The organism is Nocardia sp. NPDC057227, assembly GCF_042669725.1.
Classification (GTDB): domain Bacteria; phylum Actinomycetota; class Actinomycetes; order Mycobacteriales; family Mycobacteriaceae; genus Nocardia; species Nocardia asteroides_A.
Window position 1 is genome coordinate 69,610 of sequence record NZ_JBHUXA010000023.1, and the last position, 13,130, is coordinate 82,739.

Annotated in this window: 12 protein-coding genes; 4 read left to right on the forward strand and 8 right to left on the reverse strand. The window is 73.7% G+C overall.

Features of this window, described 5'->3' with window-relative positions:
* Positions 1 to 139: 139 nt before the first annotated feature.
* Positions 140 to 937, reverse strand: coding sequence for a helix-turn-helix domain-containing protein (locus ACFUJ1_RS26665; protein ID WP_378649819.1), 798 nt, complete (start codon positions 935 to 937; stop codon positions 140 to 142).
* A 107-nt stretch (positions 938 to 1,044) separates the two neighbouring features.
* Between ACFUJ1_RS26665 and ACFUJ1_RS26670 the strand changes: the two genes are divergently transcribed.
* Positions 1,045 to 1,509: a tRNA (cytidine(34)-2'-O)-methyltransferase gene (locus tag ACFUJ1_RS26670; RefSeq protein ID WP_378649897.1), complete on the forward strand. Its 465-nt coding sequence runs from the start codon at positions 1,045 to 1,047 to the stop codon at positions 1,507 to 1,509.
* Here the strand turns inward: ACFUJ1_RS26670 and ACFUJ1_RS26675 are convergent.
* The 6 genes from ACFUJ1_RS26675 to ACFUJ1_RS26700 form a co-directional block, all read right to left on the reverse strand.
* The gene (locus ACFUJ1_RS26675; protein ID WP_378649820.1) at positions 1,506 to 1,901 is read right to left on the reverse strand and encodes an antibiotic biosynthesis monooxygenase; all 396 of its coding nucleotides are present in this window, start codon (positions 1,899 to 1,901) and stop codon (positions 1,506 to 1,508) included. The two genes, ACFUJ1_RS26670 and ACFUJ1_RS26675, sit on opposite strands and share 4 nt — an antisense overlap.
* A 91-nt stretch (positions 1,902 to 1,992) precedes the next feature.
* A complete protein-coding gene (locus ACFUJ1_RS26680; RefSeq protein ID WP_378649821.1) occupies positions 1,993 to 2,991 on the reverse strand; it encodes a DUF4349 domain-containing protein in 999 nt (332 codons plus the stop codon).
* A 20-nt stretch (positions 2,992 to 3,011) separates the two neighbouring features.
* Complete coding sequence (locus ACFUJ1_RS26685) at positions 3,012 to 6,473, reverse strand: error-prone DNA polymerase (RefSeq protein ID WP_378649822.1); 3,462 nt, start codon at positions 6,471 to 6,473, stop codon at positions 3,012 to 3,014.
* A gap of 9 nt (positions 6,474 to 6,482) precedes the next feature.
* Entirely contained in the window at positions 6,483 to 6,935 is a 453-nt protein-coding gene (locus ACFUJ1_RS26690) for a hypothetical protein (protein ID WP_233016145.1), read from the reverse strand.
* Between the two features lie 79 nt (positions 6,936 to 7,014).
* On the reverse strand, positions 7,015 to 8,205 hold the full coding sequence (locus ACFUJ1_RS26695) for an epoxide hydrolase family protein (RefSeq protein ID WP_378649824.1): 1,191 nt from the start codon (positions 8,203 to 8,205) through the stop codon (positions 7,015 to 7,017).
* Entirely contained in the window at positions 8,205 to 8,639 is a 435-nt protein-coding gene (locus ACFUJ1_RS26700) for a MarR family winged helix-turn-helix transcriptional regulator (protein WP_378649826.1), read from the reverse strand. Before ACFUJ1_RS26700 ends, ACFUJ1_RS26695 begins: the two co-directional genes overlap by 1 nt.
* 85 nt (positions 8,640 to 8,724) lie before the next feature.
* Between ACFUJ1_RS26700 and ACFUJ1_RS26705 the strand changes: the two genes are divergently transcribed.
* Together ACFUJ1_RS26705 and ACFUJ1_RS26710 are read left to right on the forward strand one after the other, a co-directional pair.
* Positions 8,725 to 9,645 carry an SDR family NAD(P)-dependent oxidoreductase gene (locus ACFUJ1_RS26705; protein ID WP_378649828.1) on the forward strand — a complete coding sequence of 307 codons (921 nt, stop codon included), beginning with the start codon at positions 8,725 to 8,727 and terminating at the stop codon, positions 9,643 to 9,645.
* An 84-nt stretch (positions 9,646 to 9,729) separates the two neighbouring features.
* Positions 9,730 to 10,239: a VOC family protein gene (locus tag ACFUJ1_RS26710; RefSeq protein ID WP_378649830.1), complete on the forward strand. Its 510-nt coding sequence runs from the start codon at positions 9,730 to 9,732 to the stop codon at positions 10,237 to 10,239.
* Here ACFUJ1_RS26710 and ACFUJ1_RS26715 read toward each other — a convergent pair.
* Positions 10,230 to 11,810, reverse strand: coding sequence for a DNA polymerase Y family protein (locus ACFUJ1_RS26715; protein ID WP_378649832.1), 1,581 nt, complete (start codon positions 11,808 to 11,810; stop codon positions 10,230 to 10,232). The genes ACFUJ1_RS26710 and ACFUJ1_RS26715 overlap by 10 nt on opposite strands.
* Before the next feature lie 168 nt (positions 11,811 to 11,978).
* Here ACFUJ1_RS26715 and ACFUJ1_RS26720 point away from each other — a divergent pair, with 168 nt between their 5' ends.
* Positions 11,979 to 13,130, forward strand: a complete 1,152-nt coding sequence (locus tag ACFUJ1_RS26720) for a serine/threonine-protein kinase (RefSeq protein ID WP_378649834.1) — start codon at positions 11,979 to 11,981, stop codon at positions 13,128 to 13,130.

Sequence of the window (13,130 nt, forward strand, 5' to 3'; positions counted from 1 at the left end):
CCCTCCGTTGCGGTGGTTCGACCCTAGGTTCGCGATGTGGCTCCGGTCTTGAACGAATGTTCACGCCGCGCGGCGAGGCGCGGGTGCCCGCCCGGCACGTCCCGCGGGCCGGGCACGGAATCTCGCGCGGCGGCGGGCGTCATCCGCGGTCGGCGGCCCAGGCACTCGGCGGCCGGCCGGCGAACTCGCGGAAGTCGCGGGTGAAGTGGGCCTGGTCGGCGTAGCCGCAGGAGAGGGCGATGGCGCTGAGCGGCTGCGGGTCCGGCGCGCGGAGCAGGGCTGCGGCCCGGCCGAAGCGGATCACCCTGGCCGCCGCCTTGGGCGTGAGCCCGATCTGGGCGCGGAACCGGCGCGCCAGCCGGGCCCTGCTCCAGCCGATCTCGGCGCGGATCTCGCCGATCCCCGCGGTGCCGCCGGTGCGCTGCAGGGTGTGCCAGGTGTACGCGACCTCGGGGTCCGGCTCCGGGCCCTCCACCGCGGCCCGGCCGAGCAGCGCATCCAGCAGCGCGAACCTGCTCGCCGGGTCCTGCTGCGCCACAATCTTTTCCGGTAACTCCCGGCCTTCCCTGCCGAACAACTCCGCCAACCCGACCGCCCGATCGGCCAGCTCGGACACATTCCCCGCCACCCGATACAGCCCGAGCGGCGTCAACCGCACCTCCACACAGTGCTGCACCCCCGCGTGCTCGGTCCGCGTCGGCCCGAGGCTCGGCCCCGCCGCGAAGGCGCGCCAGGTGCGCGACACCCCTGGCTCCGCCACATCGGCGACGATCAGCGGATCCGCGAACTCGACGATCAGCACCGCCCCGGCATTGGCGGGTTCGTACCGCACCACGGGTCCATCGGCACGTTCGCTGAACTCGGCATACTCGCCGACCAGCCCGGCGAGCGCCGGATGCGGCGGCGCCGCGACCGTCTCCCATGAGCTCGCGTCCATACCCCCCATCCTGCGCCGAACACCGGCCGGGCGCGCGATCCGGACGCGGCACGCGACCGCTGCCGCACCGAGCGGCCTGTCCCCCGGGTTCCTGGTTGACTACTCCCGTGTTTCATCTGATGTTCCACGAGCCGTGCATTCCGCCGAACACCGGCAATGCGATCCGCCTGGTCGCCGGGACCGGGTGTGAGCTGCATCTGATCGAGCCGCTTGGGTTCGACCTGTCGGAGGCGAAGCTGCGCAGGGCGGGGCTGGATTACCACGATCTGGCTTCGGTGCGGGTGCATGCGGATCTGGAGACGGCGTTCGAGGTGATCCGGCCGGAGCGGGTGTTCGCGTTCAGTACGCAGGGGGAGGTGCGGTATACGGATATCGCGTACCAGCCAGGGGATGTGCTGCTGTTCGGGACCGAGCCGACGGGGTTGCCGGAGGAGGTGCTTTCCGATCCGCGGATGACGGCGCGGGTGCGGATTCCGCTGGTGCCGGGGCGGCGGTCGATGAATCTGTCGAACGCGGCGGCGGTGACGGTGTACGAGGCGTGGCGGCAGCAGGGGTTTTCCGGCGGGGTCTAGCGCTGGTGGCCGGTGAGGCGGTCGCGGGCGTCCGACCAGGACAGCGGGAGCCGGTCCGGGGTCGCCGGGGAGGTGATGAAGCCCGGTGCGCCCACCCGGCCCTTCATGTCGGCCAGCATCAGCGCGTGGGCGTCGCTGCGGACGAATGCCTCCATCGACGCCTCGTCCGACCACGCCGACAGCGTCCAGAACGTCTTGCTGAGCAGGCGGGCGTCGAGTGTGTAGCCGACGCAGCCAGGCGCCCGGCGTAGCTGGCGGCGGATTCGCAGGGTCCAGCGGAGGAATCGCGGGATGTCGCTGTAGCGGTTCAGGGGGAGGCGGGAGGTGAGTACGTGGAGAGTCTCCCCGTTCGAGGGGTGGTGTACTCCACGGGTCCAGGGCAGCGCGGGCATCGGCTTCCTTCCACAGTGGGATGTCTGACGGCCAGCTTATGTGCACAGCCGTAAACATTCAACCGGGTTCGGCCGATCTCGAAGCGCTGCCTTACGACTTTTCGGGGTGATCGCCGGGTGATTCCGGCTGCGCCGGCGCGGCTTTCGCCGGTTCGGGCTCGGCCCACGCCTTGCCCGGCGCGGGCTCGGTTCCCGGACCGCCGCGACGGCGGCGCACGGCGCGGACGATCACGAAGATCAGCCCACCGATGACGGCGAGGAAGGCGAGCGTCGGCAGCGCTTTGCCCACGGCGACCACCGCGTCCCCGAGCCAGTCGACCAGTCCGTTCCACCCGGCGACGATGCCGCCCCAGAAGGAACTCGGCTCGTCGTCGTCGACCGGGTTGGCCGCGGGGGTGGTGACCGAGATGCTCAATGTGGAGAGCGCGACCTGGTCGTCGAGGAGCCGCTTCTGCGAGGTCAGGCTGTCCAGCTCGCCCTGCCTGGAGGAGAGCGCCTGCTCGGCGGCGAGCAGGTCGGCGGTGTTGGTGGCGCCCGCGATCAGGGTGCGCAGGCGGTCGACGGAGGTCTGGAGGGCGCGGATGCGGGCGTCGAGATCTTCCCACTGCATGGTGACGTCGGCGCGGTTCAGGCTGATCCTGGTGATCCGGCCGACCTGGCCGAGGCCGTCGACGAAGGCGTCGGTGCGGTCGCTCGGGACGCGCACGGTGAGCGAGGCGCTCGGCCCCTGCGGGAGGGGGCGGTAGCCGGAGCTGCCGTCGTTCTCGTCGGTGCGCGGCTGCTCGGTGCGGCTGTCCACCCGGCCGTCGAGGGCACGCACCCGGTCGGCGATGATGCCCGCGGCGGCGATGGGATCGTCGGCGACCAGCGCGACGTCGCCGGTGACGACCTCCTTGCGCGTGGTGTCCGGCGCCTGCTCGTTGTCCAACGGCGCCGGTGCGCCCTGGTCGCGCAGCCCGGGCGGGCTCACGGCGGGCGCGGCGACCGTGGAATCGGGTGCGCCGGGCGCGCTTTCGGAGCCGCCGGCCCCGCAACCGACGAGCAGGGCGAGCCCGAGCAGCCCGGCACAGAACACCGCAACCTTCCGCATGAGCGCAGCGTAGCGGCCCGCTACCGGAAGTCCCGCGACTTCGACGCCATCCGCAGGTCCAGCGGCTGCAGATGCTCGGCGACCACGCTCACGGCGCCCTCGGCGTTCTGCACGAGGCCACGCACGATCAGCGCGGAGGCGCTCTGCGCCAGCCTGCGGTGCCGCTGCCACAGCCCCACCGAGCAGACCACGTTCACCATGCCGGTCTCGTCCTCCAGGTTCATGAAGGTGACCCCGCCCGCGGTGGCCGGGCGCTGCCGGTGCGTCACCGCGCCCGCCACCAGCACCCGGGTGCCGTCGCGCACCGCGAGCAGCCCGGATGCCGGGCGCACGTCGATGCTGTCCAGGTAGGCGCGGAGGAACTGGGTGGGGTAGCTGTCCGGTGAGACGCCGGTGGCCCACACATCGGCGGCGGCCAGCTCGAGCCCGCTCATGCCGGGCAGCGACGGCGCCGCGGTGGCCGCGCCGATGCCGGGCAGCCGGTCCGGCCGCTCCCCGGCCGCCGCGCCGGCCGCCCAGAGCGCCGAGCGGCGCGGACCGGCCAGTGCGCCGAGCGCGCCCGCGGTGGCGAGCGACTCCGCCTGCGGCACGGTGAGTTCGACCCGGCCGGTGAGGTCGGTGAAGGAGGTGTAGGGGCCGTCCTTTTCGCGCGCGGCGACGATGCGGGCGGCCAGTTCGTCGCCGATGTGCCGCACCGCGGCCAGCCCGAGCCGCACCTCGGTGCCGCGGCACTCCAGGGTCGGCTCGGCGCGGCTCGCGTTCACGTCCGGCCCGTGCACCGCGACGCCGTGCCTGCGGGCATCGGCGACCAGCGACTGCGGTGAGTAGAACCCCATGGGCTGGGCGCGCAGCAGCCCGGCGCAGAACGCCGCCGGGTAGTGCAGCTTGAACCACGCGGAGTAGAAGACCAGCGCCGCGAAGCTCTGCGAATGGCTCTCCGGGAAGCCGAAATTCGCGAAGGCGTACATCTGCTCGTAGATCCGCTCGGCCACCTCGCCGGTGATCCCGTGCCGCTCCCGCATCCCGGCGAAGAGCCGGTCCTTCAGCCGCTCCATCCTGGACTTGGAGCGCTTGGAGCCCATGGCCCGGCGCAGCTCGTCGGCCTCGGCCGCGGTGAAACCGGCGACGTCGACGGCGAGCTGCATGAGCTGCTCCTGGAAGAGCGGCACCCCGTAGGTGCGGTCCAGGGTGGGGCGCAGCGCCTCGTGGTCGAGCTGGTAGGGCTCGCCGTTGCGGCGGCGGATGTAGGGGTGCACCGAGCCGCCCTGGATCGGGCCGGGGCGGATCAGCGCGACCTCGACCACCAGGTCGTAGAACTCGCGCGGCTTCAGCCGGGGCAGCGTCGCCATCTGGGCCCGCGACTCCACCTGGAAGACGCCGACCGAATCGGCCCTGGTCAGCATGGCGTAGACCGCTGGCTCGCCGAGATCGATGGTGTGCAGCTCCACGGTTTCGCCGATGTGCGCGCCGACCAGGTCGATCATGTAGTGCAGCGCGGAGAGCATGCCGAGCCCGAGCAGGTCGAACTTCACCAGGTTGACGGCGGCGCAATCGTCCTTGTCCCACTGCAGCACGCTGCGGCCCGCCATCCGGGCCCACTCCACCGGGCAGACGTCGGCGATCGGCCGGTCGCAGATCACCATGCCGCCGGAGTGGATGCCGAGGTGCCTCGGCAGCCCCTCCAGCTCGGACGCCAGCTCGAGCACGTCGGCGGGGATGTCGGTGCCGGTCTCGGCGGCGACCCCGGACCACCGGCTCACCTGTTTGCTCCAGGCGTCCTGCTGGCCGGGCGAGAAGCCGAGCGCCCGCGCGGCGTCGCGTACCGCCGACTTGCCCCGGTAGGTGATCACATTCGCCACCTGCGCCGCGTTCTCCCTGCCGTACCGGGTGTAGACGTGCTGGATGGCCTCCTCCCTGCGGTCGGACTCGATATCGAGGTCGATGTCGGGCGGGCCGTCCCGCTCCGGCGCGAGAAACCGCTCGAAGAGCAGGTGGTTGCCGACCGGGTCGACATTGGTGATGCCGATGGCGTAGCAGACCGCGGAGTTCGCCGCCGAGCCCCTGCCCTGGCAGAGGATGCCGTTGCGGTGGCAGAAGTCCACGATGTCGTGCACCACGAGGAAGTACCCGGGGAACTTCATCCGGCCGATCACCGTGAGCTCGTGCTCGATCTGGGCGTAAGCCTGCTCGTTCTCCGCGCGCGGGCCGTAGCGCTTCGCGGCGCCCCGATAGCTGAGCTCGCGCAGCCAGGACAGCTCGTCGTGGCCGGGCGGGACGTCGAAGGGCGGCAGCGTGGGGGCGATGAGCCGGAGGTCGAAGGCGCACTCGCGGCCCAGCTCGGCGGCGTGCGCCACCGCGGCCGGGCAGTCGGCGAAGAGCTCGGCCAGCTCCGCGCCGGAGCGCAGGTGCGCCCCGCCCGCCGCGGCCAGCCAGCCCGCCATCTCGTCCAGGCCGCGGTTGGCCCTGATCGCGGCGAGCGCCATGGCGCGGCGGCGGTGCGCGGGGGCGGCGAAGTGCGCGCCGGTGGTGGCGAGCACCGGGAGCCCGGCCCGGTCGGCTAGCGCGATCAGCAGGGCATTGCGCTCGTCGTCCTCCGGGATGCCGTGGTGGGTGAGCTCGACGCTCACCCGGTCGGCGCCGAAGCGCTCCACCAGATCGCGCAGCGCGGCCTCGGCGCGCGGGGCGCTGGGGTCGCGGGCGAGCACGTCGAGCGCGAGGGCGCGGCGCACCGTTCCCTTGCGGCAGCCGGTGAGGATGTGCCAGTGGCCGCCCGCCGCGGCGGTGAGCGCGTCCAGGTCGTAGCGCAGGATGCCCTTCTCCCCCGCCGCCAGGTGCGCGGCGGCGACCTCGCGGGAGAGTCTGCGATACCCCTCGGCGCCGCGGGCGAGGACGAGCAGGTGCGGCCCGGCCGGGTCGGGCTCGCCGGTGCGCGGCGCGGAATCCGGTGCCTCCGCGTGCCCGCCGACCGCGGCCCCGGTCGGCGCGGCCTGGACCGCGGGCCCCCGCGCCCCGCGGCTGCGCAGGGGCACCGAACGGCTGCCCCGCCGCGTCCCGGCGCAGCCGGCGACCGCCGGACGCCCCCGCTCCGGCGCGGAGCCCAGCGAGAGCTCGACGCCGAAGACGGTGGGCAGCCCCCACTCCTTGGCCGCCTCGGCGAAGCGCACGGTGCCGTAGAAGCCGTTGTGGTCGGTCAGCGCGAGCGCCGAGAGGCCCAGCCGCACAGCCTCTTCCACCAGCTCCTCGGGGTGCACGGCGCCGTCGAGGAAGCTGTACGCCGAGTGCGCGTGCAACTCCGCGTACGGCACCGTCGCGCCCGCGGGCGCCGCCGGCCCGGCCCGGTACGCGCCGCGCTTGCGCGACCACGCCGGGCTGTCGCCGCCGTCGCCCGGGTGCATCGACGCCGGATCGGCGCGGCCCGAGCGGCGGCCGGAGAGCATCCGCTCCATCTCCGCCCAGGTGGGCGGGCCGTGATCCCAGCCCACGACCGCGCCTCAGGCCGAGAGCCGCTCGGTGGAGCCCGCCGCGAGCGCCTGCTCCACGTGCTCCAGCCCGGACCGGATGATGTCGCCGTACGCGTCGTGGGCCAGCACGTCGAGGTGGCCGCGCGCGATGGTCAGCTGCATCCGGGCCGACTCGAAATCGCCGGTCCGGCGCTGGCTGTCGGCCAGATTCAGGTAGAGCGAGGGGAGGAAGCCGCGGAGCCCCTCGTCCAGCGGGACGCCGTAGGCGAAGACCGCCGCCAGCGCCCGCTGATCCCAGTACAGCGCGTCCTCCGCGCAGTCCTGGACGTCGGCGAGGTGGTGCGCGACCACGCACCGCTGCACGGGATCACCGTCCTCGCCGAGCTCCTCCCATACCTCCGTGAGCGCGCGTCGCGCTGCCGCACGGTCAACACCTCCGAGCCGCACCGCGGCGTAGATATCCGCCATCCGATCGTCCGCCATGCGCCGAGTATCGCACATGTGTTCGAACGTTTCGAGTGCGGATCGAACATCTGTTCGCAACTTCGCGGTTATCCGCGGATCAGCGCGACGACCGGAAGGTCCGGCGCAGGTCAGCGACCCATTCGCCGGGGATCTCCCAGGGGATGAAGTGGCCGCCGCGCTCGTGCACGGTGACCTCGTCCAGCCGGTACCACTCCGCCCGGGTGGCGCGGAACCACGCGGCACGCTCGGCGGTCGGCACGCCCGGCGGGTTCTCGTGCGCCACCAGCGTCACCCCGGTCGGCGCCTGGACCACGGGTTTCCGGTCGTGCGCCGGCGTCCAGGGGTGGCGGTTGTTGTTGGCGTAGGTGCGCATCGAGGTGCCGATCGAGTTCGTCACCCAGTAGATCGTGGCCTGGGTGAGCAGGTCGTCGCGCGGGAACGCCCGCTCGACGTCGCCGCCGCAGTCGCTCCACGAGGTCCAGCGCTCCAGGATCCAGGCCAGCATGCCCGCGGGCGAATCGGCGAGGGCGTGCGCCAGGGTGTCCGGCGCCAGCGTGTGCGCGGCCAGGTGCACCGCGAAACGGTGCTCGAGGGCGATCAGCCGATCCCTGGCCGGGCCGGGCAGGTCGTCCGGGATCGGCCTGCCGCCACTGACGTCCCAGCCGCGCTCGCCGTTGAAGAGCGTGAGCGGCTGCCCGGAGCCGATGTGGATGCCGTACAGCTCGTCCGGGTACCGGTGCCCGAGCTCGGCGGTGACCAGCGCCCCGACGTCGCAGCCCGCGGCGGCGTAGCGCTCGAACCCGATGACATCGGTCATCAGCGTGTGCCAGAGCTCGGCGATCCGCCAGAAGTTCAGGTCGGCGCGGTCGAGCGGGCCGGAGAAGCCGAAGCCGGGGAGCGAGGGCACGATCAGGTCGAAGGCGTCGGCCGGGTCGCCGCCGTGCGCGCCGGGATCGGCCAGCGGCTCCAGCACTCTCGACCAGTGCCAGAAGGTCCACGGCCAGCCGTGCGTGAGGATCAGCGGCCGCGGCGCCGGGCCGACGCCCGGCCTGCGCAGGAAGTGCACCGGGACGCCGTCGACGGTCGCGCGGTAGTGGTCGTAGGCGTTCATGGCGGCCTCGGCGGCGCGCCAGTCGTACTCGGTGCGCCAGTACTCGCACAGTTCGTGCAGGTAGTCGCCGGAGACGCCGTAGCCGCCGCCGGGGACGGCGGCCCTGCGGGTCAGGGCGAGCCGCTGCCGGAGATCGTCGAGCACCGCGTCGGGCACGTGGATGGGGCGGCGTTCCATCAGCGGTTCCGTTCGTCGTCGAGTTCGGCCAGCCGGGCCAGCGCGGGGAGCGCGGCGGTCAGCGCGGCGCGGTGCTCCGGTTCCAGCAGCGCGACGAGCTCGGCCATCCGCGCCACCCGGGCGGTGCGCCTGCTCGCCACCGTCGCCGCGCCGCGCGGGGTGATCCGGACCAGCACCGCGCGGCCGTCGCTGGGGTCGGGGCCGCGCGCGACCAGGCCGTCGCGCTCCAGCTTGGCCACGATCTGGGTGATGGCGGGCTGGGTGACCTGCTCGCCCGCGGTGAGCGCGGAGAGCCGCTGCGGGCCGCGCCCGGCCAGCGTGTGCAGCACCGAGAGCGTGGTGAAGCTGCGCTGCTGCACCGCGGGCAGGCGGATGAACATCCGGGTGAACCGCTCCATGACGGAGGTCAGGGCGGCGGGGTCGAGGTCGGGCACCACCCCTTTCTAGCAGAAACTTATATAAGTTTCTAATTCGATTCGACTCTTGGCAGGGCATCTTACTTGAGAGTAAGTTCAGCGCATGGGTGAAACTCTGACCGGCCGCCACGTGCTCATCACCGGCGCCTCCTCCGGGATCGGCCGGGCCGCCGCGCTCGCCACCGCGGCCAAGGGCGCCACGGTGTTCCTGCTGGCCCGGCGCGCGGACGAGCTCGACGAGGCGGTCGCCGAGGTACGCGCGGCGGGCGGCGACGCGTACGGCTACCCGTGCGACATCACCGAGGGCGAGTCGGTGGAGCGCACGGTTCGCGCCGTCCTCGACGAGCACGGCCACGTGGACATGCTGGTCAACAACGCGGGCCGCTCCATCCGGCGCGCGATCCACCGCTCCACCGACCGGCTGCACGACTTCGAGCGCACCATGGCGGTGAACTACTTCGGCGCGCTCCGGCTCACCCTCGCGCTGCTGCCGCAGATGCGCGAGCGGCGCTTCGGGCACATCGTGAACATCAGCAGCGCCGGGGTGCAGGTGGCGACGCCGCGGTTCGCCGCGTACCTGGCCAGCAAGGCGGCGCTGGACAAGTTCACCGAGGTGGCGGCGGTGGAGACGATGGCGGACGGGGTGACCTTCACGACCATCCACATGCCGCTGGTGCGCACCCCGATGATCGCGCCGAGCGGGAACCAGGGGCCCGCCGAGACGCCGGAGTGGGCGGCGGCCACCATCGTGCGCGCCCTGGTCGAGCGGCCGCGGCGGATCGACGTGCCGCTCGGCACCATCGCCGAGTACGGGGCGCTGCTCACCCCGAAGCTGCGCGACCGGATCCTGCACCGCTACTACCGCGCGCTGCCCGACTCCCCCGCCGCGAAGGGTGAGAACGAGGCTGCGCCGCAGGAGGATTCGGGGTGGGCCGAGCCCGCGCGGTCACGATCGACGCCGCTGCGGGTCACCGGGACCGCGCTGCGCCGGGTCGGGCGCTGGGTGCCGGGCACGCACTGGTGACGCCGGGCGCCGAGGCGCGCACCGCCCGCGGCGAATGTCGGTGGCTGCTGCGACGATCGGGGTGAGCAACAGGGAGGAGTCACCATGACGAACACCCCGTCCACCGACCCGACGCCCGCCGGGGTCGCCCCGGTCGCGAGCTGGATCATCTCGCGCGACACCGAAGCCGAGCTGGAATTCCTCGCCGGCGTCTTCGGCGCCACCGAGCGCCACGGCAGCCGCGTCATGAACGGCGCGATGATCAATCACGTCGAGATCGAGCTCTCCGGCGGGTCGCTCATGCTGTTCGACGCAGCACCCGAATGGCCGCCGACCCCCGCCCATACGCGGGTGTACGTGCCCGATCTCGCCGCGGCGGTGCGCGCGGCCCGCGAGCGCGGCGCCCGGATCGTGACCGAGCCTGCCGCGATGCCCTTCGGCGACGCGATCGCCCGCTTCCGCGATCCGCAGGGCCACCTGTGGTGGGCGCACGAGCGCGTCGAGGATGTCGATGCCGACGAGATGATGCGCCGGTTCGCGCTCCCGGAGTACGTCGCGGCGCTGGGCTACGTGGGGGAGACCCTGGCGGCGGAGATGGCGCGCGGTCAGTCGTAGACCCCCTCGGCGCGCCAGCCGCCGTCCCGGTAGGCGAGCAGCAGCACCCTGGCGTCCGCAGGCTCGCCGTCCAGCCGGATCTGCGCGCGGGCGCGAACCGTCGCCGAGCCCGGCGCCCACCAGCGCTCGTCCACCGGCCACGGCCCGGCCCAGCCGGCCAGCGCCCACTCCCGGCGGCCCCAGCGCAGCCGGGCCGGGGCGGTGCTGAAGACGCCGCGCTCGGTGACCTCGACCGCGGCGCCGTCGGCGGCCTCCAGCAGCACCGCGGGCTGGTCGACGAGGACGACACCGGGTGCGGGCTCGGGCAACCTGCCCGGCCACGGCAGCGCCGGATCGGCGGCGGGCACCCGCTCGTCGCCGAGCGCGACCATGGTCACCCGCTCCCCCGGCCCGCGCCCCCCGCTGAGCACCCCGAACTGCACGGCCTCCCCGCCGAGCAGCCCCTGCACCCGGATCAGCGCGCGGCGCGCCTGCCCCTCGGTCTCCCCCGACCCGCCCCACAGCCCGAGCTGCAGCGCACCGGCAGGCACCACCTCGCTCGGCTCCAGCCGGAGCACGGTGATCGGCCCGGTCGGGCGGGAGCGGTGCGTGAGCCAGCCGTCCAGCTGCCAGCGCACCCGGTCCGCCGTTCCCGCCGCGGTGAGCGGCTCGGCGCACCGCCAGACCCGGGAGAGCTCCTCGCCCGCTTCGGTCTCCGCGCTCACCACCAGCCGGGTGCACGCGGTGCCCGCGGCGGCGAGCGCGGCGTGCAGCCTGGTGGCGAGCATGCGGCCGGCGAAGGCGGCGGCGTCGACCCGGTCGATCGGCGGGTCGCAGCGGTACACCACGGTGAACTCGGGCGGCGGGCGACGCGCGGAGACGGTGCGCTCCGGCAGCGCGCGGGCGCAGCGGTGCGCGGCGATGGCGTCGGCGCCGAAGCGGGAGGCGATCTCGGCCGGGGTGAGCGCGGCGAAGTCGCCGATCCGGCGCAGGCCGAGGCGGTGCAGCAGATCGACCAGGTCGGCGCGGTACTTCGCGTCCGCGCCCGGCTCGGCCGCGAGCTCGGCGATCGGGAGCGGGGCGAGGAACTCCCGGCCTTCGCCCGGCGCGACGATGGCGCCGCGGCGGGCGGCGAGCACGGCGGTGGAGAGCGCGTCGGCGATCCCGACCGCCGCCTCCGCGCCCGCCGCCGCCACCGCGTCGACCAGCCGCTCGGCCGCGAGCTCCTCGGAGCCGAAGTAGCGGGCGGCGCCGCGGGCGGCGAGCACGAGCAGGCCGGGGCGCAGCACCTCGACGCCGGGCACCGTCGCCTCGACGGCGGTGACGATCGGCTCGAAGAGGCGGGCGTCGCGGTCCTGGTCCGCGCGCGCCAGGAAGATCTCCGGGCAGCGGGCCTGGGCCTCGCGCCGCCGCAGGCCGCGCCCGACCCCCGCCGCCCGCGCCGTCGCGGTGCAGGCGACCACCCGATTGGCGGCGAGCACCGCCACCGGACGATGCCCCGGAATCCCGGCCGTCGCAGCCGCGGCCACGGCAGGCCAGTCCGGACACCACACAGCGAGCAAACGGGAGGAGTCCTGGCGCGATCGGTCCATGTCACCCTCACCTCCGGCCGCCAGCTATCGATCCGCAATCGAATATACGTTCGAGTTGCGGAGAGGGGAAGCCGACCCCGGGTCGGCTCCACCGGCCGAACCGGACGCCCGTCTCACCCCCGCCCCGAATCAGGTCGGCTACCGGGGCTTTCGACTACCCTGCACACCATGATCGATCGCCCCCGCCCCATCATCGGCCCGGACTACCTGGTGGCAGGCCGGTACCGGCTCCAGTCGAAGATCGGCGGCGGCGGCATGGGCGCCGTATGGCTCGCGCTCGACCGGCTGCTGAACCGGGACGTGGCGATCAAGCAGGTGCTCACGACGGCCGGGCTGGACGAGGCGACGGCGCGGGCGGTGCGGGAGCAGATCATGCACGAGGGCCGGGTCGCGGCGAAGCTCTCGCACGAGCACGCCATCGCGGTCTACGACGTGGTGCTCGAGGCGGGCGAGCCCTGGCTGGTGATGGAGCACCTGCCCTCGCGCAGCCTCGCCAAGGCGCTGTCGCTGGTGGAGGCGCTGCCCCCGGTCGAGGTGGCGCAGATCGGCGCCCAGGTGGCGGATGCGCTGGCGGCCGCGCACGCGGCGGGGATCGTGCACCGCGACATCAAGCCGGGCAATATCCTGGTCGCCGACCGCGGCCCCGAGGTCGGCAAGGCCAAGCTCAGCGACTTCGGCATCTCCAGCGGCGCGGGCGACCCCGCCGACCAGCAGGACGGCATCATCACCGGCACCCCGTCCTACCTCCCGCCCGAGGTCGCGCGCGGCGCGGTGCCGACCACCGCCAGCGACGTCTTCTCGCTCGGCGCGACGCTCTACACCGCCATCGAGGGCCAGCCGCCCTTCGGCTTCGACGACGACAGCGACGCCGTCGTGACGCGGGCCGCCATGGCGCAGATCATCCCGCCCACCCGCAGCGGCGTCCTCACCAACGCGCTGCTGCACATGATGGAACCCGCCCCGCAGCGCCGGCCGAGCATGGCCGAGGCGCGCGACGAGATCCTCACCGCCGCTTTCGGTCCCGGCACGGCCCCGTACATCCTCGGCGCGCCGGTGCGCACCGAGGACGGAACCATCCCGGCCTGGGCCGCGCGCAACTCCGCCTCCGGGCAGCGCAGCCCGCACTCCACCCCGCTGCCCCGCCCGCACCGGCAGCACGCGGGGGCACAGGCGGCGCCGCAGCAGCAACAGCGGCTCGGCAGCGGTACCGGCAGCGGCGGTGGCGGCTTCAGCAGCAACCCCGGCGCGCCGCTCGCGATCGCCGCCGGGCTGCTCATCGGGCTGGTGCTGGTGATCGCGATCATCATCGTCGCGCTGTAG

Coding starts and splice junctions, on each gene's coding strand:
- ACFUJ1_RS26665 (WP_378649819.1), bottom strand. CDS start 937: ATGGACGCGAGCTCATGGGAGACGGTCGCGGCGCCGCCGCATCCGGCG.
- ACFUJ1_RS26705 (WP_378649828.1), top strand. CDS start 8,725: ATGGGTGAAACTCTGACCGGCCGCCACGTGCTCATCACCGGCGCCTCC.
- ACFUJ1_RS26710 (WP_378649830.1), top strand. CDS start 9,730: ATGACGAACACCCCGTCCACCGACCCGACGCCCGCCGGGGTCGCCCCG.
- ACFUJ1_RS26695 (WP_378649824.1), bottom strand. CDS start 8,205: ATGGAACGCCGCCCCATCCACGTGCCCGACGCGGTGCTCGACGATCTC.
- ACFUJ1_RS26690 (WP_233016145.1), bottom strand. CDS start 6,935: ATGGCGGACGATCGGATGGCGGATATCTACGCCGCGGTGCGGCTCGGA.
- ACFUJ1_RS26715 (WP_378649832.1), bottom strand. CDS start 11,810: ATGGACCGATCGCGCCAGGACTCCTCCCGTTTGCTCGCTGTGTGGTGT.
- ACFUJ1_RS26675 (WP_378649820.1), bottom strand. CDS start 1,901: ATGCCCGCGCTGCCCTGGACCCGTGGAGTACACCACCCCTCGAACGGG.
- ACFUJ1_RS26720 (WP_378649834.1), top strand. CDS start 11,979: ATGATCGATCGCCCCCGCCCCATCATCGGCCCGGACTACCTGGTGGCA.
- ACFUJ1_RS26680 (WP_378649821.1), bottom strand. CDS start 2,991: ATGCGGAAGGTTGCGGTGTTCTGTGCCGGGCTGCTCGGGCTCGCCCTG.